General features: G+C 72.3%; 20 protein-coding genes. 11 read left to right on the forward strand and 9 right to left on the reverse strand.

Annotated elements, in window-relative coordinates:
- Positions 1–204 precede the first annotated feature (204 nt).
- The 3 genes from ABEB12_RS33595 (at position 205) to ABEB12_RS33605 (ending at position 5,492) form a co-directional block, all read left to right on the forward strand.
- A complete protein-coding gene (locus ABEB12_RS33595; protein WP_185060010.1) occupies positions 205–2,898 on the forward strand; it encodes an ABC transporter permease in 2,694 nt (897 codons plus the stop codon).
- A gap of 3 nt (positions 2,899–2,901) precedes the next feature.
- On the forward strand, positions 2,902–3,804 hold the full coding sequence (locus tag ABEB12_RS33600) for a hypothetical protein (RefSeq protein WP_185060011.1): 903 nt from the start codon (positions 2,902–2,904) through the stop codon (positions 3,802–3,804).
- Between the two features lie 107 nt (positions 3,805–3,911).
- Positions 3,912–5,492 (forward strand): AMP-binding protein, encoded by a 1,581-nt coding sequence (locus tag ABEB12_RS33605; protein WP_185060012.1) that lies wholly within the window; start codon positions 3,912–3,914, stop codon positions 5,490–5,492.
- 522 nt (positions 5,493–6,014) lie between these two features.
- On the opposite strand, the gene pcaDC is transcribed toward ABEB12_RS33605, so the two are convergent.
- Genes pcaDC through pcaH form a run of 4 tightly spaced genes read right to left on the reverse strand, consistent with a single transcriptional unit; the run spans position 6,015 to position 9,682 of the window.
- Positions 6,015–7,136, reverse strand: coding sequence for a bifunctional 3-oxoadipate enol-lactonase/4-carboxymuconolactone decarboxylase PcaDC (pcaDC, locus tag ABEB12_RS42325; protein WP_185060013.1), 1,122 nt, complete (start codon positions 7,134–7,136; stop codon positions 6,015–6,017).
- Positions 7,133–8,347 (reverse strand): lyase family protein, encoded by a 1,215-nt coding sequence (locus ABEB12_RS33620; protein ID WP_185060014.1) that lies wholly within the window; start codon positions 8,345–8,347, stop codon positions 7,133–7,135. Before ABEB12_RS33620 ends, pcaDC begins: the two co-directional genes overlap by 4 nt.
- The gene (gene pcaG / locus ABEB12_RS33625; protein ID WP_185060015.1) at positions 8,340–8,939 is read right to left on the reverse strand and encodes a protocatechuate 3,4-dioxygenase subunit alpha; all 600 of its coding nucleotides are present in this window, start codon (positions 8,937–8,939) and stop codon (positions 8,340–8,342) included. Before pcaG ends, ABEB12_RS33620 begins: the two co-directional genes overlap by 8 nt.
- On the reverse strand, positions 8,936–9,682 hold the full coding sequence (gene pcaH, locus ABEB12_RS33630) for a protocatechuate 3,4-dioxygenase subunit beta (protein WP_185060016.1): 747 nt from the start codon (positions 9,680–9,682) through the stop codon (positions 8,936–8,938). The genes pcaG and pcaH overlap by 4 nt, the downstream gene beginning before the upstream one ends.
- A gap of 70 nt (positions 9,683–9,752) precedes the next feature.
- Between pcaH and ABEB12_RS33635 the strand changes: the two genes are divergently transcribed.
- From ABEB12_RS33635 to ABEB12_RS33665, 7 genes are all read left to right on the forward strand, one after another.
- Positions 9,753–10,502: an IclR family transcriptional regulator domain-containing protein gene (locus ABEB12_RS33635; RefSeq protein ID WP_185060017.1), complete on the forward strand. Its 750-nt coding sequence runs from the start codon at positions 9,753–9,755 to the stop codon at positions 10,500–10,502.
- A gap of 51 nt (positions 10,503–10,553) precedes the next feature.
- Positions 10,554–11,780 (forward strand): 4-hydroxybenzoate 3-monooxygenase, encoded by a 1,227-nt coding sequence (locus tag ABEB12_RS33640; RefSeq protein WP_185060018.1) that lies wholly within the window; start codon positions 10,554–10,556, stop codon positions 11,778–11,780.
- Between the two features lie 2 nt (positions 11,781–11,782).
- Entirely contained in the window at positions 11,783–12,529 is a 747-nt protein-coding gene (locus ABEB12_RS33645) for an IclR family transcriptional regulator domain-containing protein (RefSeq protein ID WP_185060019.1), read from the forward strand.
- A gap of 47 nt (positions 12,530–12,576) precedes the next feature.
- Positions 12,577–13,512: a PDR/VanB family oxidoreductase gene (locus ABEB12_RS33650; RefSeq protein WP_459115366.1), complete on the forward strand. Its 936-nt coding sequence runs from the start codon at positions 12,577–12,579 to the stop codon at positions 13,510–13,512.
- Between the two features lie 9 nt (positions 13,513–13,521).
- Complete coding sequence (locus tag ABEB12_RS33655; RefSeq protein ID WP_185060020.1) at positions 13,522–14,700, forward strand: cytochrome P450; 1,179 nt, start codon at positions 13,522–13,524, stop codon at positions 14,698–14,700.
- A gap of 495 nt (positions 14,701–15,195) precedes the next feature.
- Positions 15,196–16,590 (forward strand): LytTR family transcriptional regulator DNA-binding domain-containing protein, encoded by a 1,395-nt coding sequence (locus tag ABEB12_RS33660; protein ID WP_185060021.1) that lies wholly within the window; start codon positions 15,196–15,198, stop codon positions 16,588–16,590.
- Positions 16,591–16,684: 94 nt separating this feature from the next.
- On the forward strand, positions 16,685–17,737 hold the full coding sequence (locus ABEB12_RS33665) for a sodium:proton exchanger (protein ID WP_221497615.1): 1,053 nt from the start codon (positions 16,685–16,687) through the stop codon (positions 17,735–17,737).
- On the opposite strand, the gene pqqE is transcribed toward ABEB12_RS33665, so the two are convergent.
- Genes pqqE through ABEB12_RS33690 form a run of 5 tightly spaced genes read right to left on the reverse strand, consistent with a single transcriptional unit; the run spans position 17,703 to position 22,364 of the window.
- Complete coding sequence (gene pqqE, locus ABEB12_RS33670) at positions 17,703–18,806, reverse strand: pyrroloquinoline quinone biosynthesis protein PqqE (RefSeq protein ID WP_185060022.1); 1,104 nt, start codon at positions 18,804–18,806, stop codon at positions 17,703–17,705. The two genes, ABEB12_RS33665 and pqqE, sit on opposite strands and share 35 nt — an antisense overlap.
- Positions 18,799–19,098 carry a pyrroloquinoline quinone biosynthesis peptide chaperone PqqD gene (pqqD, locus tag ABEB12_RS33675; protein WP_185060023.1) on the reverse strand — a complete coding sequence of 100 codons (300 nt, stop codon included), beginning with the start codon at positions 19,096–19,098 and terminating at the stop codon, positions 18,799–18,801. The genes pqqE and pqqD overlap by 8 nt, the downstream gene beginning before the upstream one ends.
- Positions 19,088–19,774, reverse strand: coding sequence for a pyrroloquinoline-quinone synthase PqqC (gene pqqC, locus ABEB12_RS33680; RefSeq protein ID WP_185060024.1), 687 nt, complete (start codon positions 19,772–19,774; stop codon positions 19,088–19,090). Before pqqC ends, pqqD begins: the two co-directional genes overlap by 11 nt.
- Positions 19,774–20,670, reverse strand: a complete 897-nt coding sequence (gene pqqB / locus ABEB12_RS33685; RefSeq protein WP_185060025.1) for a pyrroloquinoline quinone biosynthesis protein PqqB — start codon at positions 20,668–20,670, stop codon at positions 19,774–19,776. The genes pqqC and pqqB overlap by 1 nt, the downstream gene beginning before the upstream one ends.
- Entirely contained in the window at positions 20,661–22,364 is a 1,704-nt protein-coding gene (locus ABEB12_RS33690) for a PQQ-dependent dehydrogenase, methanol/ethanol family (RefSeq protein WP_345703372.1), read from the reverse strand. The genes pqqB and ABEB12_RS33690 overlap by 10 nt, the downstream gene beginning before the upstream one ends.
- A 306-nt stretch (positions 22,365–22,670) precedes the next feature.
- On the opposite strand from ABEB12_RS33690, the gene ABEB12_RS33695 reads away from it, so the two are divergent.
- On the forward strand, positions 22,671–22,836 hold a 166-nt coding region (locus tag ABEB12_RS33695; RefSeq protein WP_345703374.1), incomplete at its 3' end, for an alcohol dehydrogenase catalytic domain-containing protein.

Below are 22,836 nucleotides of genomic sequence, written 5' to 3' on the forward strand. Positions count from 1 at the left end.
CCAACCTATAGTTCCTTTTTGATTAAGTTGTTCTTGATTGGCCCGGGCAGTTCCGTCACAGCCGGTGGGGTGGCACAGCGGAGCCGTCTATCGGTGTGAGTGTGCCACGGATGGATCCCGGGGGAGCGTGGGTTTGCGCCGGTCAGGCACGGTCCGCACAGTGTGGGGAGAGAGCTGTGTACCTCGCGGCGGAGGTGTCGGGCCGTGAGTGACCAGGTCATATGCGCGCTGGCCGGGTGCGACGAAATCGTTGAGCAGGTGTCGTCCGGCAAGCCCCGGCGGTACTGCTGCCCGGCGCACCGCAAGATTGCGCACCGGCAGCGCCGGGACCGGTCGATGGACGCCCGCCGACCCGGGCAGGAGGAACCCGCGTCCGTCCCGGCCATCGAGGTCGCCGCGTCGGTCGAGCGGGCCGAACCGCCACCCGCTCCCGAGCCCGCCCGGGTCACCACACCCGCCGGGGTCACCACACCCGCCCGGGTCGCGGAACCCGCCCGGGCCGTCGAACCCGCCCGGGTGGCGGAACCGGTGCGGATCGCCGAGCCGTCCCGGACGGCCGAACCGCCCGGCGTGACCAGCCCACCTCGAGTAGCCCAGCCATCTCGAGTAGCCCAGCCATCTCGAGTAGCCCAGCCGCCTCGGGTAGCCCGGCCGCCGGCCGCCGGGCCGCCCCCCGCGCCGCACCGCCCCGCGCCGGACTGGGTCACCCAGCCCGTGGCCTGGAACGTTCCGGAACGGGAGCAGGAGCGGGAAGGCTGGTTGCGCCGGTCCACCCGCTCGCTGTTCGGCCGAGGTGGGCGCCAGACACCGCTCGCCCCGGACCCGTCACCGGGCGAGCCGGGGCCGCTGCGCCCCCGGTGGACGCAACCGGCACCGGACGGCTCCGGCGGGGGCAACGGCGGATCGGCCCACCCCTACGTGCCGGTGCAGCCGCCGCCTTCGTGGTCCCGGCACGCCCGGCCGGCATGGCGGCCCGAGCACCCCGGCCCCGGCGACATCACCGAGCCGGTGCCGGCCCGCCCGCCCGCCACCGCTCCGCCGGAAGCATCCGCACCGCCGGACACCGCCGCTCCGTCCGACGCGGACGTTCAGCGGAACGGCGCCGCGTCACCGGAGGTGACCGCGCCGCCGGACCCGGGCGTTCAGCGGAACGCGGGCGTCCCACCCGACACCACGGCACCGCCGAGACGCAGGGCCGAGCGGAAGGGTGCCGCCGCGCCGGACCCGGGCGTCGAGCAGAACGGATCCGCGCCGCCCACCGCTCCGAAAACCGCGGCCCCGAAGTCCACCGCTCCGAAGTCCGACGCCCCGAACTCGGACGCCCCGAAGTCCGACGCCCCGAAGTCGGCCGCACCGCCGGAGACGAAGCGGGCCGACGCGTCGCCGGCCGTGCCACCGGCCGCCGTTCCGGCGGAGCCGTTGCCGTGGGAGCAGCCGAAGCCCCGGTTCGCCGAGCAGCGGGAGAAGCTGACGCGGCGGCGGGCGGAGGCGGCGGAACGCCGGGTCGCCGCCGCCCGGGAGCGCCGCGCGGCGGCGGCCACCCTGGCCGGGAAGCCGATCCCGGTGGACGCGGTCTACCCGGACGACGACGCCACGGTGTGGCGCCGGATGGTCCTGTGGGTGCGGTCCACCCGCCGGGGTGAGGTGCGGGGCAGCTCGGGCAAGGTTGCCGGGCAGATGCAGGAAGCCCTGGCCGCGGCATTCCACAGCCTGTCCAACAACCGGCTCCGGTCGCTGCTGACCACCACCGGCATCATCGCCGGCGTGGCGGCGGTGATCGTGCTGGTCGCGCTGGGCGACGGGATGAAGGCGAACTTCGACAAGGAGTTCTCCCGCCTGGCCAACCAGATCACGGTGACGGCGGCGAAGGGCGCCGTGCCCTCCGGCCGGGAGCCGCGCGATCTGACCGACCGGGACGTCAAGGCGTTGATGGATCCCCAGCGGGCCCCGGACATCGTGGAGAGCTCCCCGGCCGTGGTGGCCACGGTGGTGGTCGCGGCGGGGCAGAACAAGAACAAGGCCAGCCTGGTCGGGGCGGTGCACAACTACCTGGACCTGCTGGACCGGCACGTCACCGCCGGGCGCTGGTTCACACCCGAGGAGGTCACCGACGGCGACCGCGGGGTGATCCTCGGGCCGGAGGCGGTGAACCTGCTGTACGGGCCGGGCACCCCACCGGAGCACGTGGTCGGCCAGACCGTGCGGCTGTCCACCGCCAACTTCAAGGTGCAGGGTGTGCTGGAGTCCAACGGCCAGGACGACAACGTGGCCATCACCACGCTGGGCGCCGCCCGCACGCACCTGGTCGGCGACAACGGCGGCAAGGTCGATCTGATCATCCTCAAGTCCAGCACGGTGAAGACCGTGGACGATGCCGCCGAGCAGGCCACCGACATCCTGATGGCCCGGCACAACATCACCGACCCGGCCAGCCGGGACTTCAACGTGAAGACGTTCACCGACTGGATCGAGAAGAGCCAGAACTCGATCAAGTTCCTGGCCATGTTCATCGTCGCGGTGGCGGCGATCTCCCTGTTCGTCGGCGGGGTGGGCGTGGCCAACATCATGCTGGTGTCGGTCACCGAACGGACCCGGGAGATCGGCATCCGCAAGGCGGTCGGTGCGAAGACCACCGCGATCATGCGGCAGTTCCTGTCCGAAGCCGTGGTGCTCACCACCCTGGGCGGCATCGTGGGTGTCCTCTGCGGCATCGGGCTGACCATGCTCGGGGCGGCCACCCTGCCCGACATCGACGAGGAGCTGCCGGTCCCGATCCTTTCGGCCGGACCGGTGTTGATCGCGTTCGGAGTCGCCGTCCTCATCGGACTGCTCGCCGGCGGCTACCCCGCCCACCGAGCCGCCCGGTTGCGCCCCATCCAGGCCCTGCGATTCGAGTAGCCGATGAACAACCGGACCAGCCGGTCGATCGTGAGCGGTGCCTCGCGGCTGATTGCCACGATCCCGCACGACCTGCGCATCGCGCCCTATCGGCAGATCATCGCGCACGTGGAGGACCGGCTGCGGCTGCGGCTGGACCAGTCCGCGATGCTGCGCAAGCGCTGGACGCTGTCCGCACCCACCGACCGGGGCACCTGGGTGCGCATCGAGGCCCGCTCGCCCGAGCAGGTGGCCGCCCGGGGCTGGGGCGGTGTGGAGGCCGCCGAGTCGCTGGTCGGCGTGGCCAAACCCGAGTGGTACCAGGCGGTGTCCTGGCGGGAGGCCGGCACGCGGGTGTGGTGGCGGGCGGACGAGACCGAACTGGTGCCCGACTCGCCGATCTGGCTGGCCGGCACGCTGCCCGCCGAGCCCGACCTCTCCGCCGCCTGGTGGGCGCGGCTGCGCGGGTCGCTGGGCGCGCTGTCCCGGCAGAGCACCACCCGGCTGGGCAACCTGCCCGGAGGAATCGTCGGCGAGGCGTACCTGAACACGCTCATCGAGCGCGCCGCACGGGCGCTCGGCGCCGCCCCGCCCCGGCCGGTCAGCTTCGAATGGGTTCCCGCGCACGCCGACCTGACCTGGGCCAACCTGACCGGCCCGCGTTGCTGGCTGCTGGACTGGGCGGACTGGGGGATGGCCCCGCGCGGCCTGGACGCGGCCACCCTGCTGCTGCACTCGCTGGCCGTGCCGACCCTGGCCGCCCGCATCCGCAAGGAGTTCGCCGCCGACCTGAACAGCCACTCCGGCCGCCTGGTGCTGCTCGCACTGTGCGGGCACCTGGCCACCGACGCCGGCAAGCGCGCCCCGGCGCTGCCCGAACCCGTCCGGCGGGAGGCCCGCCGGCAGCTGGACATGCTCACCCGCTGACCGCGTCGTTGTAACCGAAAGGATGTCGGCCGAGCGGACGGCTTGACCGGGCGTCGGCCGGAGTGTCGCATGTTCCTGAGAACGCAACGGAGCGGACGGGGCTGCGCATGGAGCTGACCGAGAACCTCATCCAGCGGGTGAACGTGGGCGACTCGCTCACCCGCGCCGCGGCCGCCCGGCCGGACAGACCGGCCGTCGTGGACGGAACGCGGGCGTGGACCTACGCCGAGTTCAACGCGCTGGTCAACCGGCTCGCGCACGGGCTCGCCGGCAGCGGCTACACCCGGGGCGACGTGCTCGGGCTGGCGTCCGGGAACAGCGCCGAGTTCCTCGCCGTGTACTACGCCTGCGCCAAGCTCGGCGTGGCCTGCGTCCCGATCAACCTCGGCTGGCGGCCGGACGAGGTGGCCTACGTGCTGGGCCACTCCGGCGCGCGCGGCCTGGTGGTGGAGGCGCAGCTGGTCGGCGCGATGTCCGAGGCGGTCGCCAAGGTCTCCGACGTCGCGGACGTGGTCGTGGCGCCCGGCACCGGCGGCGGCTACACGCCCGAACCGGCGGACCGGCGATGGCTGGAGCTGGCCGAGCTGTACAGCGACAACCAGGCCGAACCGGAGTTCCTGGTCGAGGACCGGGACGCCTTGAGCTACCTGTACACCTCGGGCACCACGTCCTTCCCCAAGGGCGTGGTCGGCTCGCACCTGGCCATCTACCTGGAGTCCATGTCCGGCGCGTTGGACTCCGGCTGGCGGGCCGACGACCGGTTCGCCGCGATGATGCCGATGTTCCACACCGCTCAGCTGAACGCGTTCTGCACCCCCGCGGTGATGGTCGGCGCGACCATCCACGTGCTGCGCGGGTTCGACCCGGCCGGCTTGCTCGACCTGATCGAGCGGGAACGGATCACCCAGGTGTTCGGCCTGCCCATGATGTACCGGGCGATGCTGGACGACCCGTCGTTCGCCGGCCGGGACATGTCCAGCCTGCGCCGGTGCGTCTACGCCATGGCGCCGATGCCGGACGCGCTGATCCGCGCCTGCCTGGACGGCTTCGGCTGCGACTTCGCCCTGCTGTTCGGCCAGACCGAGATGAGCCCGGTGACCACGCTGTTCCGCCCGGAGCACCAGCTGAGCCACATCGGCGCGGTGGGCACCCCGATCACCGGGGTGCAGGTGGCGATCATGAGCCCGGACGGTGAGCTGCTGCCGGCGGGGGAGCAGGGCGAGATCGTCTACCGGGGGCCGTCCACCATGAGCGGCTACCTGCATAATCCTTCGGCCACGTCGGAGGCGTTCGCGCACGGCTGGTTCCACTCCGGCGACGTCGGCCACTTCGGCCCGGACGGCGTGCTCTGGTTCGCCGACCGCTACAAGGACGTGATCAAGACCGGCGGGGAGAACGTGGCGTCGATCGAGGTGGAGAAGGCGGTCTACGCGGTCGAGCCGAGGATCGCCGAGGTGGTTGTGGTCGGCCTGCCACATGATCGCTGGAGCGAGGCGATCACGGCGGTGGTGGTGGCTCGGCCGGGGGAGGAGCTCGGCGAGGCCGAGCTGATCGCCGCGCTGAAGGGGCGCCTGGACGGCTACAAGGTGCCCAAGTCGATCATCTTCACCGAGGAGTTTCCCCGGACGTCCACGGGGAAGATCCAGAAGAACGTGGTGCGCGAGCGCTACCGTGACCATTACCGCTAGTCGGGTGCGGCACCGGTTTCAAGATCGCTTGGACGGCCGCGGCCGGGCTGGTCTGCCGCGCCCCGGGTGCGGGCCGTTGCGTGTGGTCGGCGGTTCGGTGGGCGCGGTCGGGCTCTTCCGCCGACATCTACCTGAGCGGGCTCCGCTCATGATCGAAGCCCGCTGTGGTAGATCTCGGTCACCCGGCCAGCCTCCGGCCACGTTCCGTAGCCGATCCTGGCGCTGGGTCGCGCTCCGTAGCCAAGGCGCCGGCGTGGGTCGGCTCGGGAGCCGGCTCGCACGTCGATCGGCGGCCCGCCGTCCGCCGCGAAGATCGACATCAACCTCACGCACCTTTCGGACGCCACCAGGGGCCATGAGGTTGATGTCGATCTTGCGCGCTGAGTACGTGAGGCGGATGGGAAGATGGAGCGTCGCCCCGCACCCCGACGCAACGGCCCGCACCCAAGCCGCGGCAGACCAACCCGGCGGCGGCCGTCCAAGCAATCTTTGAAACCGGCGTCGCACCGGGAACAGAACCGGTCAATCCGAGCCGAACACCTGCTGGGCGATCCGAAAAGCCGTGTTCGCGTCCGGGACGCCGCAGTACACCGCCGCCTGCAGCAACACTTCCTTGATCTCCTCCACCGTCACGCCGTTCGTGCGCGCGGCCCGCAGGTGCATCGCCAGCTCCTCGTGGTGCCCCCTGGCCACCATCGCGGTGATCGTGATCATGGAGCGGCTACGGCGGTCCAAGCCGGGGCGGGTCCAGATCTCGCCCCAGGCGTAACGGGTGATGAAGTCCTGGAAGTCCCTGGTCAACCCGTCGATACCGGCGTTGGCGCGGTCCACGTGGGCGTCGCCGAGCACCTCACGGCGCACCCGCATCCCGGCCGCGTGGCGGTCCGGCGGACGGCTGTGCGCGGCGACCAGGCAGGCCACCCGGGCCGGGGTCTCGGCCGGGGCCAGGTGTGCGACCTCGTCCAGGACCACCAGGCGGCCGTCGCGGACCCCGTCCGCGATCTCCCGCAGGCCGGCCACTGGGGTGGGCACGTCGTGCCCGCCGGCCAGCGCCAGCACCGGGGTGGTGATCTCGGCCAACCGGTGCCGGACGTCGAACCCGGCCAGAGCCTCGCAGGCGAAGGCGTAGCTGGCCCCGTCCACCGCGCGAAGCGAGTCGAGCAGCGCGTTCGCCGGGCCGGGATGCCGATCCGGGAAGCCGGGGGCGAACCAGCGCCCGGGGGTGGAGTCGAGCAGCGCTGCCACGCCCTTCTCGCGCACCAGCGCGGCGCGTTCGGTCCAGGCCTCGGCGGTGCCGATGCGCGCGCCGGTGCACATCAGCGTGGCCGCGCGCACCCGGTCGGGGTGGTCCAGCAGCAGTTGCAGGCCCACCGCGCCACCGATGGAGTCGCCGGCGTAGTAGAACGGCCCGGCGTCCGCGACCGAAGCGAGCACCGCGTCGGCCAGCTCGGCCATGGTGTACCCGGCGGTGGCCGGCGGGCTGGCGCCGTGTCCCGGCAGGTCCCAGGCCAGCACCTGGAACTCGTCGGCCAGCGCCTCGCCGACCGCGCCCCACAGCACCACCGAGGAGGTGCCGAGGGACGGCCCGAGCAGCAGGGGCGGCCGGTCCGGCGAGCCGAGGCGGGTCACGGACACCGAGATCATGGCTGCACCTTAAGACGATGAGCGCGGTCCAGCACCGCGTCGATGATCAGGTCGGCGGCGCCGAGGTAGTCGCCGGTCGCCGCCGGGGCCAGGGACCGGCGCTCGGCGAACAGCGCGTCGGCGGAGGAACGCGCCGTGGCGGCCATCCGGTCCGGGAACACCCGCAGCCCGCGCAGCAGCTCGGTGGTCTGGCCGGCGGCGGTCGCGGTGTGCCGGCCGAGGGTGGCCAGCGCGGACCACTCCAGGTGCCAGGCCCCGTCCGGCCGCTCGTCGCGGGCGTCGGCGGCGGCCAGGTGCAGCCGCGCGGCCTCCGGTGGGGCGGCCAGCGCGGCCCGCCGGACCAGCACGGACAGCACCGGGTTGGCCTTGTGCGGCATGGTCGACGAGCCGCCGCCGGTGCCCTCGGCCAGCTCGCCGACCTCCGGGCGGGACAGGGTGAGGACGTCGGCGGCGATGCGTCCCCAGGCGTCGGTGGCGCGCACCAGGGCGTCGCCGAGCCGGGTGACCGGGGCGCGCGCGGTGTGCCACGGCGGGCCGGCCCGCAGGCCGAGCATCGCGGCCGCCCGCGTGGCCAGCTCGTTCCCCCGGGCCGGCGGGTCCGGCAGGCCGGCCAGCCGGGCCAGCTCGGCGGCGCCGGCCAGGGTGCCGGCCGCGCCCCCGAACTGCGCGGGCAGGGTGAGCGCCGCGAGGTCCTCGGCCGCGTCCAGCACGCCGGTCAGCCACTGCGCCGCTTTCAGCCCGAAGGTGATCGGCACCGCGTGCTGGGTGAGCGTGCGCCCGGCCATGGGGGTGCCCCGGTGCCGCTCGGTCAGCTCGACCAACCCGGAGATCTGGTCGGACAGCTCGCCCCGCAGCCGCTCCAGCAGGTCGGCCGCGCACCGCATCAGGGCGCTGTCCAGCACGTCCTGGCTGGTCAACCCCTTGTGCAGCCAGTCGGCGGCGGCCGGGTTGCGGGCCCGCAGGCGTTCCCGGAGCAACCCGAGCAACGGGATCACCGGGTTCCCGCCGGCCTCGGCGCCGGTGGCCACTCGAGCCACATCGGAAGGGCCGGCCAATCCGGCGAGGTCGTCGCGCGCCTCCGGGCCGGCCACCCGCATGTCCACCAGCGCGGCCAGCCAGGCCGCCTCTACCCGGCACATGGCGTCCAGCAGCGCCGGCCCGGAGAACAGCGAACCGGCGCGCTCGTCGCCCGGCCAGAACGGGTCAGCCATGGCGGTGGGCCAGGAACACCGTCTCCCCCTCGCCCTGCAGCACCACGTCGAAGCGCAGGCCGTGCGGGTCCCGCGCGGCGACCAGCGTGCGCCGGCGTTCCTCGGGCAGGCCGCCGAGCAGCGGGTCGGCGGCCAGCGCGACCTCGTCGTCCGGCAGGTAGACCCGGGTGAACAGCCGGTCCAGCAGGCCTCGGGCGAACACGGCCAGCGCGAAGAACGCCGCGCGGGCCGGTTCGGTGGGTGCCGGGGGCAAGGTGGTGAAGGAGTACCGGCCGGCGTTGTCGGTGCCGGCGCGGCCCCAGCCGGTGAAGGTGTAGCCGTCGCGGTGCAGCGAACCCGGTTCGCGGGGGATCCGGCCGGCCGGGTCGGGCTGCCACAGCTCGAGCAGTGCGTCCGGCACCGGATCGCCGGCGCCGTCGAGCACCACGCCGTGCAACCGGACCGCTTCCGGGTGGCCGGGCGGCACCAGCTCCGGGCCGCCGGGATAGGGCAGCCCGAACGCGAAGAACGGGCCGACGGTCTGCCCGGGAGTGCTCGTATTCCCCGCGGGCGCCGAACTGGGCGCCCGCTCGGTGCCTTCGCCGGGGCTCATGGCCGGGCCTCCGTCGGGGTGCCGGCGCCGGGGCCGAGCACGATGTCCCATCGGTACCCGGTGGCCCACTCCGGCTCGGTCAGGTCGTGGTCGTAGCGCGCCACCAGCAGCTCCCTCGCGGCCGGGTCGGTGATCGACTGGTAGATCGGGTCCAACCCGAACAGCGGGTCCCCGGGAAAGTACATCTGGGTCACCAGCCGCTCGGCGAACACCCGCCCGAACAGGGAGAAGTGGATGTGCGCCGGCCGCCAGGCATTGTGGTGGTTGCGCCATGGGTACGGTCCGGGCTTGATCGTGACGAACCGGTAGCTGCCGTCCGGGCCGGTCAGGCAGCGCCCGTTGCCGGTGAAGTTGGGGTCCAGCGGGGCGGGGTGCTGGTCGCGCTGGTGGGCGTACCGGCCGGAGGCGTTGGCCTGCCAGATCTCCACCAGTTGCCCGGCCAGAGGCCGCCCGTCGGTGTCCAGCAGCCGGCCGCTCAGCACGATCCGTTCGCCCAGCGGCTCGCCCCGGTGCGCGATCGTCAGGTCGGCCTCCAGCGGGTCCACGTCCTGGACGCCGAACACCGGGGAGTGCAGCTCCACCAGCTCCGGGTCCACCGGCACGGGTGGCTGGCCGGGGTGGCGCAGCCGGCTGCTCCGGTAGGGCGGGTAGTCCAGCCTGGGCTGGGCGCCGGAGCGGTCATCGGCCAGTTCGGCTATCTCGGCACTGATCTCCGCCTGCTTCGTGGTGGGTGACGCTGTCATGGCTGCACGGTAGGCCGCCGGTGAACCCGTCCCCTAACGGAAGCTTTCGCTCAGTGGAAGACTGTGACCCATGGCGGGAAACACCGGGACGCCGGGCGCGACCGTCGCCGGCCGGATGCTGGCCCTGCTCGGCGCGTTCGACGCCGCCCACCGCGCGCTCACCCTCACCGAGCTGGCCCAGCGCTCCGCACTGCCGCTGACCACCGCGTACCGGCTGGTCGGCGAGCTGGCCGAGTGGGGCGCACTGACCAGGCGGCCGTCCGGCGAGTACGTGGTCGGGCGGCGGCTGTGGGACCTGGGGCTGCTCGCGCCGGTGCAGTCCGGGCTGCGCGAGGTGGCCTCGCCGTTCATGCACGACCTCTACGCCGCCACCCTGGCCACCGTGCACCTGGCCGTGCGGGACGGCACCCGGGTGCTCTACGTCGAGCGGCTGGCCGGGCACGCCTCGGTGCCCGTGGTCAGCCAGGTCGGCTCGCGGCTGCCGATGCACGCCACCGGGGTGGGCAAGGTGCTGCTGGCCTACGCCCCCGAGGAGGTGCGGGCGGCGGTGTTCGCCGACCTCACCCGGGTCACCCCGTACACGATCACCCAGCCCGGCCGGCTGCGCGCGCAGCTGCGCCGGGTGCACCGCGAGGGTTACGCGGAGACGTCGGAGGAGATGAGCCTGGGTGCCGCATCGCTGGCGGTGCCGGTGCGCACGGCGAACGGGAGCGTGGTGGCCGCGCTGGGCATGGTGGTGCCCAGCCTGAAGGGCGTGCGGCCCCGGCTGGTGGCCGGGTTGCAGGTGGCCGCCCAGGGCATCCGCCGCAGCTTCCACTGAGTGAAAGATCGTGGTGGCGCGTGAGGCCCCCCGAGGCGTTCACTACCGGCCATGCGTACCCAAGTGGCGATCATCGGTGCCGGGCCGGCCGGCCTGCTGCTGTCCCACCTGCTGGCCGGGGCGGGAGTGGTTTCGGTGGTGCTGGAGGCCCGGTCCCGCGGCTACGTGGAGTCGCGCATCCGCGCCGGCATCCTGGAGGACTCCACGGTGCGCCTGCTGGAGTCCGCCGGGCTGGGCGACCGGCTCAAGGCCGAGGGCGACCCGCACCGGGGCATCTACCTGAACTGGCCCGGCGAGCGGCACCACCTGGACTTCGTGGACCTGGTCGGCCGCAACGTGTGGATCTACGGGCAGACCGAGGTGCAGAAGGACCTCGGGCGGGCCCGGGACGCGGACGGCCAGGAGATCCACTACGAGGTCGCCGACGTCCGGCTGAACGCGTGCGAGTCGGACCGGCCGTACGTCACGTTCACCGACCGCGACGGCCGGCCCCAGCGGCTGGACGCCGACGCGGTGGCCGGTTGCGACGGGTCGTTCGGCCCGAGCCGGGCGGCGATCCCGGACAGCGCGAAGCGGACCTGGTCGCGCACCTACCCGCACTCCTGGCTGGGCATCCTGGCCGACGTCCCGCCCTCCACCGACGAGCTGATCTACGCCTGGCACCCGGACGGGTTTGCGCTGCACTCCATGCGCTCGGCCACGGTCAGCCGGCTGTACCTGCAGGTGCCCAACGGCACCGACCTTTCCGACTGGCCCGACCGGCGGATCTGGGACGCCCTGGCCACCCGGCTCGGCCACGGGGACGGCTGGACGCTGAACCCCGGCCCGATCACCGACCGGAGCGTGCTGCCCATGCGCAGCCTGGTGACCGCGCCGATGCGCCACGGGCGGCTGTTCCTGGCCGGCGACTCCGCGCACATCGTGCCGCCGACCGGGGCGAAGGGGCTGAACCTGGCGGTGGCCGACGTGGCGCTTCTGGCGCCCGCGCTGACCGCACTGGTCAAGGACCGCAACCCCGGGCCGGCGGACGACTACTCGGACACCGCGCTGCGCCGGGTCTGGCGGTGCACCCATTTCTCCTGGTGGATGACCACCATGCTGCACACCGGCGGCGACGAGTTCGACGCCCAGCTGCAGCTGTCCCAGCTGCGCTGGGTGGCCGGCAGCACCGCCGGGGCGACCGGGCTGGCGGAGAACTACGCCGGCCTGCCCATCGGGTTCGGCGCGGAACGCGCTGGCCGAGCGCGCGCCCAGTTCGGCGCGCGCGGGAGACAATAGCCATGGCTCGCGGCGGGGAGTCGGTGCTGACCAGGGCGGTGCGCATCCTGGCCGCGTTCGGGTCCGGGGACACCTCGCTGCGGGTGTCCGACATCGCCGCGCGGGCCGACCTGCACCCGGCCACCGCGTCCCGGATGGTCGCCGAGCTGGTCGAGCACGGGCTGCTGACCAGGGACGGCGACCGTAGGGTGCGGATCGGCCTGCGCCTGTGGGAGCTGGCGTCGCGGGCGTCCCCGGCGGTGTCGCTGCGCGAGGCGGTGATGCCGTTCCTGGAGGACCTGCACGCGGTTGTCGGCCAGCACGTGCAGGTCGGCGTGCGGGACGGCACCGAGGTGCTGTTCGTGGAGCGGCTGTCCGCGCCCGGCGCAGTGATCAACTACACCCGGATCGCCGGCCGGCTGCCGCTGCACGCCTCCTCCTCCGGCCAGGTGCTGCTCGCGCACGCGCCGCACGAGGTGCGGGAGCAGGTGCTGGCCGGCCCGCTGACCCGGTACACGCCGAACACCATCACCGACCCGGACCGGCTGCGCGCGACCCTGGCCGCCATCCGCCGCCAGGGCTACGCGTACTGCCCCGGGCACATCCACTCCGACGCGCTGGGCGTGGCCGTGCCGGTGAGCGACGGCCGGCAGCCGGCCGTGGCCACGCTGTCCGCCATCGTGCCGAACGACGGCAACGGCCGGGCGGTGATCCCGGTCCTGCTCACCACCGCGCGTGGCATCACCCGCGCCTTGCGGAGCAATCACTGAATGAGATTGGGCTCGTGCCGGCGCCAGCCGCCGGTCATCCTGGCCTGGTGCTGAGCCTCGAGGTGACCGCCAAGGAGCCGGTGTCGGACGGGGTGGTGGCGCTCTCGCTGGCCCACCCCCAGGGCCGGCGGTTGCCCGACTGGACCCCGGGCGCGCACCTCGACCTGGTCCTGCCCAACGGGATGACCAGGCAGTACTCCCTGTGCGGGAGCCGCTGGGACACCGGCGCTTACCGGGTGGCGGTGCTGCGCGAGCCGGACGGCCGGGGCGGCTCGGCCTACGTGCACGACCGGCTGCGGGTGGGCGACCGGGTCGGCGTGGGCGGGCCGCGCAACAACTTCCCGCTGGTGCCCTCGGAGCGCTACCTGTTCATCGCCGGCGGGATCGGCATCACCCCGCTGCTGCCGATGGTGCACCAGGCCGACCTGCTCGGCGCGGACTGGCACCTGGTCTACGGCGGGCGCCGTCGCGGCTCGATGGCGTTCCTGGCCGAGCTGGCCGGCTACGGCGAGCGGGTTCACCCGTGGCCGGAGGACGAGCACGGCCTGCTCGACCTGCCGGCCTGGCTGGGCGAGGTCCGCCCGGGGGTGCGGGTGTACTGCTGCGGGCCGCCCGCGCTGCTGGCGGCGGTGGGTGCGGCGTGTCAGCCGTGGCCGCCGTACACGCTGCGCACCGAGCGGTTCGTGGCCGCCGAGCTGCCGGCGCCGGTGCGGGACCGCCCGTTCCGGGTGGAGCTCGCGCGCACCGGCACCACGGTCACCGTGGACCGCGACACCACCGTGCTGGACGCCGTGCGCACGGCCGGGGCGGAGGTGCTGTCCTCCTGCGAACAGGGCACCTGCGGCACCTGCGAGACCGACGTGCTGGCCGGGGAACCCGACCACCGGGACTCGATCCTGGGCGACGAGGAACGCCGCGCCGGGGACCGCATGTTCCTCTGCGTCTCCCGCTGCCGCTCCGACCGCCTCGTCCTCGACCTGTAGGGAGTCTCCGTGCTGGAACTGGACGTCGACCCGTTCGACACCGAGGTGCTCGCCGACCCGCTGCCCTTCCAGGCCAAGCTGCGCGACGCCGGCCCGGTGGTCTACCTGAGCCGGCACCGGGTGTACGGCATGGGCCGGCACGCCGAGGTGCTCGCCGCGCTGCGCGACTGGCAGGGCTTCGAGTCGGGCGCGGGCGTCGGCCTGGCCAACTTCCGCACCGAGCCGCCGTGGCGCCCGCCCAGCCTGCTGCTGGAGGCCGACCCGCCCCGGCACGACGCGCCGCGCCGGGTGCTGTCCGGGCTGCTCACCCCGCGCGCGCTGCGCGGCCTCCGGGAGGACTGGCGCGCGGCCGCCGAGGCGCTGGTGGACGAGTTGCTGGCCGCCGGACCGGAGCTGGACGCGGTGCCCGCACTGGCCGAGGCCTTCCCGCTGCGGGTGTTCCCGGACGCGGTGGGCATCCCGATGCAGGGCCGGGAGCACCTGCTGCCCTACGGCGACTTCCTGTTCAACGCGTTCGGCCCGCCGAACGAGCTGGTGCTGGCCGGGCGGGACGCGGCGGCCGGGCACGCGGCGTGGGTGAACGAGCAGTGCCGGCGGGAGGCGCTCGCCGACACCGGCTTCGGCGCCCGGATCTGGGCGGCCGCCGACCGGGGTGAGCTGACCCACGAGCAGGCGCCACTGGTGGTCCGGTCGCTGCTGTCGGCCGGGGTGGACACCACCGTGCACGGGCTGGCCGCCGTGCTGCACGCGCTGGCCAGCCACCCCGACCAGTGGGCGCGGCTGCGCGAGCGGCCCCAGCTGGCCCGGGTCGCCTTCGACGAGGCGGTGCGCTGGGCTTCCCCGGTGCAGACCTTCTTCCGCACCGCCACCTCGGACATCCGGCTGGGCGACACGGTGATCCCGAGCGGGGAGAAGATCCTGATGTTCCTCGGCTCGGCCAACCGGGACCCCCGGCGCTGGGCCGAGCCGGACCGGTTCGACCTGTCCCGCGACCCGTCCGGGCACGTCGGCTTCGGATTCGGCATCCACCAGTGCGTCGGCCAACACGTCGCCCGCCTGGAAGCGGAGTCCCTGCTCACCGCCCTGGCCGCAAGGGTGCGCACCATCGAGCCCCTGGGCCCGGGCCGCCGCCACCTGAACAACACCCTCCGCGGCTGGTCCTCCCTCCCCCTCCGCCTGACCGGCTGAGGCTCAAAGAAGGCTTGGACGGCGCCGCTCGGCCGGCCTGTCGCGGCCTTGGTCGCGCCAGTCGCGTTCGATGGGTGCCTCGCTGGCCATTTTCACGGTGCGTGACGGCCGAATGGGTGGCCCAGTCGACCGAAGGCATCGAGATCGACGTGAGTCTGCTCTGGTCACGCGCGAACAAGACTGGTGTCGATGTCGATGAGCCGGGTCCCGGCCTGAGCCGTCCAGCGGTCCGGCTGAAGTTACGGTGTGTAACTGTCGGCGGCCGAGTCCGGACGGGCGGCGCGGAAGCTGCGGTAGAGCGGCCAAGCTCCGCCCTCCAAGCCGTCTTTGAATGCCCACGGCAACCAACCGGAAGCGCCGAGTGTCTCAATTTGAGAGTTTGACTAGCGGCCGTTAGTCCGATTGGGTGTTTGGGTCGGCGCACCGGGGGCCTACTGCCCCTAGGGTGAGGAGGGCCGGCAAGCGGGCGCGGGTGGACCAAAGGCGGTTCTCCAGATGAAGGACGTACACCGACTCGAGCCGACGGCCGCGAGCTCGAACCGGGGGACCGTGCTGGCCGCCTGGGAACGGTTCGTGCAGGGCGAGGACCACGTGGGTGGCGTGCGGCCCGAGGTGGCCATCTCCTGGCACCGCTGCCGCGAGCAGTACCGGGTGGACCCGCACCTCACCGAGGCCCCGACGGCGGTGGCGCGCGGTGACCACTCGCTGGAGCACGACGTGGTGTTCGCCGAGCTGGGCGGGCTGGCCATGTCGGTGGCGCGCGAGGTCGACTCGCTGAACGGCATCGTCACGGTGACCGACGCGGCCGGGCGGATCCTGGCCGCGTGGGGCGACCAGACGACGCTGAACCGGGCGTCGGACGCCAACCTGGCGCCCTGGTCCTGCTGGTCGGAGGCCGCCGCCGGCACCAACGGCATGGGCACCGCGCTGGAGGCGCACGGACCGGTCCTGATCAGGGGCGCGGAGCACTGGTGCCAGGGCTTCCACAACTGGGTGTGCGCCGGCGTCGCGGTGCGTGACGTGGTGACCGACATCCCGATCGCGGTGCTGAACATCTCCTGCTGGCGCACCCCGTTGCCCGAGGCCACCGCCGGCTGGCTGTCCACGGCGGCCACCAAGACGCGCAGCACGCTGCGCCGGCGGGCGCGCAGCAGCGGCGCGCAGCTGGCCGGCGCGTTCGCCGACGCGAAGGCGCGGACCAGCGGCGGCATGGCCGCGGTGGACACGGCGGGCAAGGTGGTGATCGCCGACGAGCGGGGAAGCCTGTTGTTCGGCGTGCCGGCGAACGTGCCGGCGGTGGACCCGCCCACCCGGTGGGACCCCGGCCTGCCCGACCTGATCCGGGTCGCCCAACAGGCCAGCGAGTACGCCTCGGGCAACCCCGACTGGGTCGGTTCCACCCAGATCTTCACGCATCTGGCCGAGGAGCCGACCCCGATCAGCATCCACCCGGTGTTCCTCGGCGGCGACCTGGCCGGCCACCTGATCTCGCTGAACGCCTCCGACGGGGCGTCGCTGCCGGCCGGAGGGGACTCGGCGCACGTGCCGAGCCAGCCGCGCCGGCTCATCGCGCTGCGCGAGGAGCGCCTGGTGCTGCTGCGGCTGCCCGAGGTGAGCTTCGCCGAGGCGTCCGGCAACGACGTGTGGCTGTCCACCGACCAGGGCCGGCTGCGCGCCACCGCGCCGGGGCTGGACAAGCTGGCCAGCGAGCTGGCCGACGCCGGGTTCCTGCGGGTGCACCGCCGGTACGTGGTCAACCTCGGCCGCATCCGGGAGATCGAGCGAGGGTTCAAGGGCGAGCTGTTCCTGGTCATGGACGGCCGGAAGACCGAGACGGTGCCGGTCTCCCGGCGGAACGCGCCCGCTTTGCGCCGAGCGTTGTGCATCTGAGTCCGGATTTGAATTTTCTTGCGCCAGGAATTGTCTGACACCCGGCTTTCGTGTCACCATGGAACGGAATTCGGCACGAGGGGGTGCGGGTCGCATGGAGGCTTCCGGTATTACCGCGATCTTCGTATTCATCTCCGGCGCCACGTTACTGATCTATAGCGCGGAGAAGCTGATCGTCTATCTCGTGGGCGCCGCCCGCGGGCTCAGTCTCTCGTTGTTCCTGTTGGCCATCATATTCACCGGTATCGAGTTCGACGACCTGGTGCTCGGGGTCGCGCTGAACCTGGAGGGGCTCAGCAACGTCGCGCTGGGCACGGTGTTCGGCACCTCGATCGCGATGAGCGGCATCGTGCTCGCGCTGGCCGCGATCCTCACCCCGACGGCGGTGAAGGTGCCCAGGGACTATCTGGTGATCTTCGCCGCCGCGCCCCTCTTGATGATCGTCTTCGTGCTCACCGCGCCGCTCACGTTCGTCGACGGTGTGCTGCTGGTGGCGCTGTTTGCGGTGTTCATCGGGTACGTCATCGTCCGCGAGACGCGCCGTGACGTGCCGATGTTCCGCAACGCCGGCATCTACGAGGAGATCACCGAGAGGGAGGCCGGCGGCCGGGTGACGGTGCGCGAGGCGGAGCGCCCGCTGCCCATGGACATGTCGGTGACCAAGCAGGGCCGGCTGCCCGGGTGGACCCAGCTCGGCCTCGCCGTGGTCGCGCTGGCCGGCCTGGTGATCGGCGCCGCCACGATGAGCTTCGGCACCGAGGGAATTCTGGGCGCCTACGAAATTGACGGCACGCTGTTCGGCGTCACGGTCGTCACGCTTGTACTGAGCATCGAGGATATATTTCTGACGGTGGAACCCGTGCGCAAGGGTGTGCCATTGCTCGGGGTCGGCAACGTCATTGGCAGCGTGGTTTTCTCGGTTACCGGAAAATTGGGCATAATTCTACTCGCCGGCGGCAGCATCATGGTCGGACCCGACGTGCTGCGGTGGCATCTGCCGGCGCTCATCGTGCTGACCGGAATGTCCGCGTACTTTCTCTACACTGGGCGCCTCCGGCGGTGGCACGGATATACGTTGTTGGTTTTCTACGTGGTCTACTGGGTGGCCAGCTTCACGGTGTTCGGTGGGGTTCCCCTGGACGATTGACCCGGGGGGTGAGTGCTTCGGCCAGGGGGCGGCCCGGTTCGTTCGCCGCGCGCACCGCCGCCTGAACCAGGTCGTGGTCCGGGGAGAGGTGGCACACCGGGTCGGTCCGGGTGGCGTCGCCGGTGAGCTGGAACGCCTGGCAGCGGCAGCCGCCGAAGTCGACCTCCCGGCGCGAACAGCTCCGGCACGGGTCGCCCATCCAGTCGGTGCCCCGGAACCGCTGGAACACCGGGGACTCCGACCAGATCCAGTCCAGCGGGTGCTCCCGCACGTTGGCCTTGTCCAGTGGCAGCTCGTGCGCGGCCAGGCAGGGCAGCGCGTCGCCGCCCGGGGTGATGGCCAGCTGGCGCTTCCCCCAGCCGCCCATGCACGGCTTGGGGTACTCGCCGTAGTAGTCGGGCAGGATGTAGATCAGGTCGGTGTGGCCGGCCAGCCGGTCACGGGCGGCGCGCACCACGGCCTCCGCGTGCTCCAGCTGCGCCCGGCTGGGCAGCAGCGAGGCCCGGTTGCGCCAGGCCCAGCCGTAGTACTGGGTGTTGGCCAGCTCGATCCGGTCCGCGCCCAGCTCCTCGGCCCGCTCCAGGATGGGGCCGATCCGGTCGATGTTCTGCCGGTGCAGCACCACGTTCACGGTGAGCGGCCAGTCCAGCTCCTTCACCAGACGGGCCGCCTCCACCTTGCGCTGGAAGGAGGGGATGCCGGCGATCCGGTCGGACACCGCCGCCTCGTCGGCCTGGATGCTGATCTGCACGTGGGCCAGCCCGGCGTCCCGCAAGCGGAGTGCGCGGTCCCGGCTGAGGCCGATCGCGCTGGTGATCAGGTTCGTGTAGTAGCCCAGGTCCTGGGCGCCGCGCACCAGCTCGACCAGGTCCCGGCGCAGCAGCGGCTCGCCGCCGGACAGGTGCAGCTGCAGCGCGCCCAGCCGGTGCGCCTCGGCGAACACTCGCAGCCACTCGTCGGTGCCCAGCTCGTCGGTGTGCTCGGCCAGGTTGACCGGGTTGGAGCAGTAGGCGCAGGCCAGCGGGCACCGGTAGGTCAGCTCGGCCAGCAGCCCGAAGGGTCTATCCATCGGTGACCTCCAAGGCCTCCAGGTACCGCTTGTCCACCAGGCGGGCGAGGAAGCCGCTCACCTCGTCGTCCAGTACCCGGTCGAACCGCTCGCTCAGCACGGCGACGATGTCGGCCACGGTGCGCTGCCCGTCGCACAGCTCGAGGATGTCCGCGCCGGTCCGGTTCAGCACCACCACCGACTCCGGCCCCAGCAGCACGTGGCGCTCGCGCGACGGGTCGAAGGTCAGCCGCGCCCGCCGGGCCAGCTTCGGCCGGCTGGCCGGGGAGAGCGTCGGCCGGTCAGTCCGCATAGGCCCGGTCGATGGCGTCCAGCATGCTCCACAGCACGTCGCACTTGAAGGACAGCGCGGCCAGCGCGGCATCCTGTGACTCGCGGGAACGGCAGTGCTCGGTGACCACCTCCAGCGCGTGCTCGGCGTCCCGGGGAGCCTGGAACAGCCGCGCCCGGAAGTAGGCCAGGCCGGCCTGGTCGATCCACGGGTAGTGGCTCTCGAAGGCGGCGATCCGCTCGGCCATCAGGTCGGGGGCGAACAGTTCGGTGAGCGACGAGGCCACCGCGTCCACCCACGGCTTGGTACGGGCGAAGGTGACGTAGGCGTCCACCGCGAACCGCACCCCGGGCGCCACGTGCCGCTCGTCGCGCACCTCTTCGCGGGTCAGCCCGACCGCCTCGCCGAGCCGGAACCAGGCCTCGATGCCGCCCTGGCCTTCGGCCTCGCCGTCGTGGTCCAGGATCCGCCGGATCCACCGCCGGCGCACCGCCGGGTCGGGGCAGTTGGCCAGGATCGCGGCGTCCTTGCGCGGGATGTTCTCCTGGTAGTAGTAGCGGTTGGCCACCCAGCCCTGGATCTGCCGCCGGCTCAGCCGCCCCGCGTTCATCCGCACGTGGAACGGGTGCTGGTCGTGGTAGCGGCGCGAGTGGGCGCGCAGCTCGTCGACGAAGGTGGGTGCTTCGGTGATCGTCATCAGACCCGCACCTCGAGCCCGTCCATAGCGACCTCCATTCCCCGTTCCTCGACCAGGCGGCGCTCGGGTGCGTCGTCCAGCAGGATCGGGTTCGTGTTGTTCATGTGCAGGTAGATCTTGCGCGCGATGGGCAGCCCGGCCAGGCGGGCCAGGCTGCCGTCCGGGCCGTCGATCGGCATGTGGCCCATCTCCCGCGACGTCTTGCCGGCCAGGCCCAGCTCGATCAGCTCGTCGTCCCGCCAGCAGGTGCCGTCCACCAGCAGACAGTCGCAGTCGTTCAGCTGGGCCAGCACCGAGGGGGTGAGGTCCTGCACGCCCGGCAGGTAGACCGCCGTTCCGCCGCTGTGCTCGTCGGTCAGCCGGTAGCCGACCACCCGACCTTCGGGGGCGGCGCCGACCACGAACCGGGCCCGCTTGCTGGTGGGCACGTCGAAGGCCTGGTAGGTCAGCCCCTCGGCCAGTTCGACCGGCACTCCCGGCTGGACGGTCCGCCACTTGACCGGGCAGTACGCCTCCAGTGTGCGCAGCAGCCCGTTGCCGTCCCGCAGGGTCTGGTAGGCCGGCACGGTGGCGTGCAGCTCCAGCTCCCGGCCTTCGCGCAGCAACAGCAGGCCCATCGTGTGGTCCAGCTCGGCATCGGTGAGCAGTACCGCCGCCATCGGCGTGGCCCGGCCGTGTGCCGTGCGCAGCGCCGGGAACGACTCGATCTGTGCGCGCAGGTCCGGCGAGGCGTTGAACAGGAACCAGCGCTGGTAGTCGACGCTCACCGCGATCGAGGACTGGGTGCGCGGCTGGCAGGGCCGCGAGCCGTCCCGCACCGCCCGGCAGCCCGGGCAGCCGCAGTTCCACTGGGGGAAACCGCCGCCCGCCGCCGAACCGAGAACCCTCAGCCACATGGGGTCCTCCGGACCGCCCGTGAGTGATTTGTGTGGCTATAGCCACACAAATCACTCACGGGCGGTAGCGCGAACACGTAGAGCGCGTCGCCGTGCGGGTCGCCGGTCATGCCCGGCGCCGGACCCTCCACCCAGCTGCCCCAGCCGACCGGAACGGCGATGTACTGCCGCCCGTCCACGCTGTACGTGGTGGGGCTGCTGTGGTGCCCGCCGCCGGCCTGGAACTGCCACAGCACCTCGCCGTCGCGCGCGTCGAAGGCCAGGAACTCGCCGGACGGCGTGCCGCAGAACACCAGGTCACCGGCCGTGGTGAGGACCGACGCGGAGATCGGCAGGTGCCACGACCAGCGCCACCGCTCCTCGCTGGTGGCCGCGTCGAACGCCTTCACCGCACCGGCCATGTCGTCCGCGTCCACGGTCACGCTGGCGCCCCAGTAGGGGATTCCGTCGAAGTCCTTGCGGCCCTTGGCCACCTTCGAGCCGACGTCCTGCACCGGCACGTAGAACATGTTCGTCCGGGGGTTGTACGCCGCGTGGCACCACTCCTTGGCGCCGGCCGGCCCGGGCCAGAAGTGCACCTCCTCGCCCTCCTTCTCCGGGTACACCAGCGGGGTCACCTGGCCGGCCGGGCTGATCTCGCCCCAGGTGATCCGGTCGGCGAACGGGGTCACCCGGACCAGCGCGCCGTCCGTCCGGTCCAGGACGAAGAAGTACCCGTTCTTGTCGAAGTGGGCGAGCAGCTTGCGCCCGTCCTGCTCGAACAGGATGCACTCCATGTTCGAGTCGTAGTCCCACAGGTCGTGCGGGGTGCACTGGTAGTGCCAGCGGATCTCGCCGGTGTCCACGTCCAGCGCGACCACGCAGTCGGTGTACAGGTTGTCGCCGGGCCGGACGTCGCCGTCGAAGTCGGGCGACGGGTTGCCGGTGCCCCAGTAGAGCAGGTTGGTCTCCGGGTCGAAGGTGCCGGTGACCCAGGTGTTGCCGCCGCCGCGGGCCCAGGCCGGGCTGTCCTCCGGCCAGGTCTCCGAACCGGGCTCGCCGGGCTTGGGCACCAGGTAGGTGCGCCAGATGCGCTCCCCGGTTTCCAGGTCGAGGGCGTCCAGGTGGCCGCGCACCCCGAACTCGCCGCCGGAGCTGCCCACGATCACCATGTCCTTCACCACCAGCGGGGCGACCGTGGCGCTCTCCTCGGCCCGCGAGTCGCCGTTGGTGATCTCCCAGACCTTGTGGCCGGTGGCCGCGTCCAGCGCGATCACGTGGGCGTTCAGGGTGACCGCGAAGACCTTGCCCTCGGCCACCGCCACGCCCCGGTTCACGTTCCCGCAGCACAATGCGACGTCCAGCGGGATGGGGTGCCTGTACTCCCACAGCTGCCGGCCGGTCCGGGCGTCGAGGGCCCAGATCCAGCCGTCCCAGCCGGACACGTACATGACGCCGTCCACCACGATCGGCGCCGCCTCGAAGGCATAGGTGGAGGCCCCCGCGTGCAGCCCGGCCGAGCCGAACCGGAAGACCCAGGCCGGGACCAGCCGGGACACGTTGCCGGTGTTGATCTGGTCCAACAGGCTGTACCGCTGGCCGTCGTAGGCGCCGTAGTAGGTGAGCCAGTTGTGCGATTCCGAACGCGATCGCAACAGCCGCTCGTAGCTTACGCCCCGGGGTAGGGCCGGTGCCGCTTCAAGGTGATCCGGCACGCTTCCCTCCTTGCTCCCGGCGAGACGTTTCTGCTGGTCCAGGCGGTGCGGCTCTATTTCTGCATGAATTGGCAATTCTATTGAAACAAATGTGGAATCTGTTTAACGAATTTACACTACTTTACGCTCGGACGAATCCGCCGACAAGTGGAGGCAGGGGGTGGATCCGGGTGCGCCGTTCATTAGCCGAGAGCTACCGTTCGCACCCGGTTTGCCGCCGCTGGCCGGTGAACGGTTGTGACCGGCGCCCCGCACCGGTGAGGTTGACGGACTGATCCCGACCATGGCACAGGGGAGTGAGCACAGATGGCGCAGGAGGTCCGCGGGGTCGTCGCGCACGGGAAGGGCGAGCCGGTGTCGGTGGAGACGATCACGGTGCCGGATCCGGGTCCGGGTGAGGCGGTGGTTGCGGTGCGGGCCTGCGGGGTGTGTCACACGGATTTGCATTATCGGGAGGGCGGGATCAATGACG

The organism is Actinospineispora eucalypti (genome assembly GCF_039543365.1).
Lineage (GTDB): Bacteria > Actinomycetota > Actinomycetes > Mycobacteriales > Pseudonocardiaceae > Pseudonocardia > Pseudonocardia eucalypti.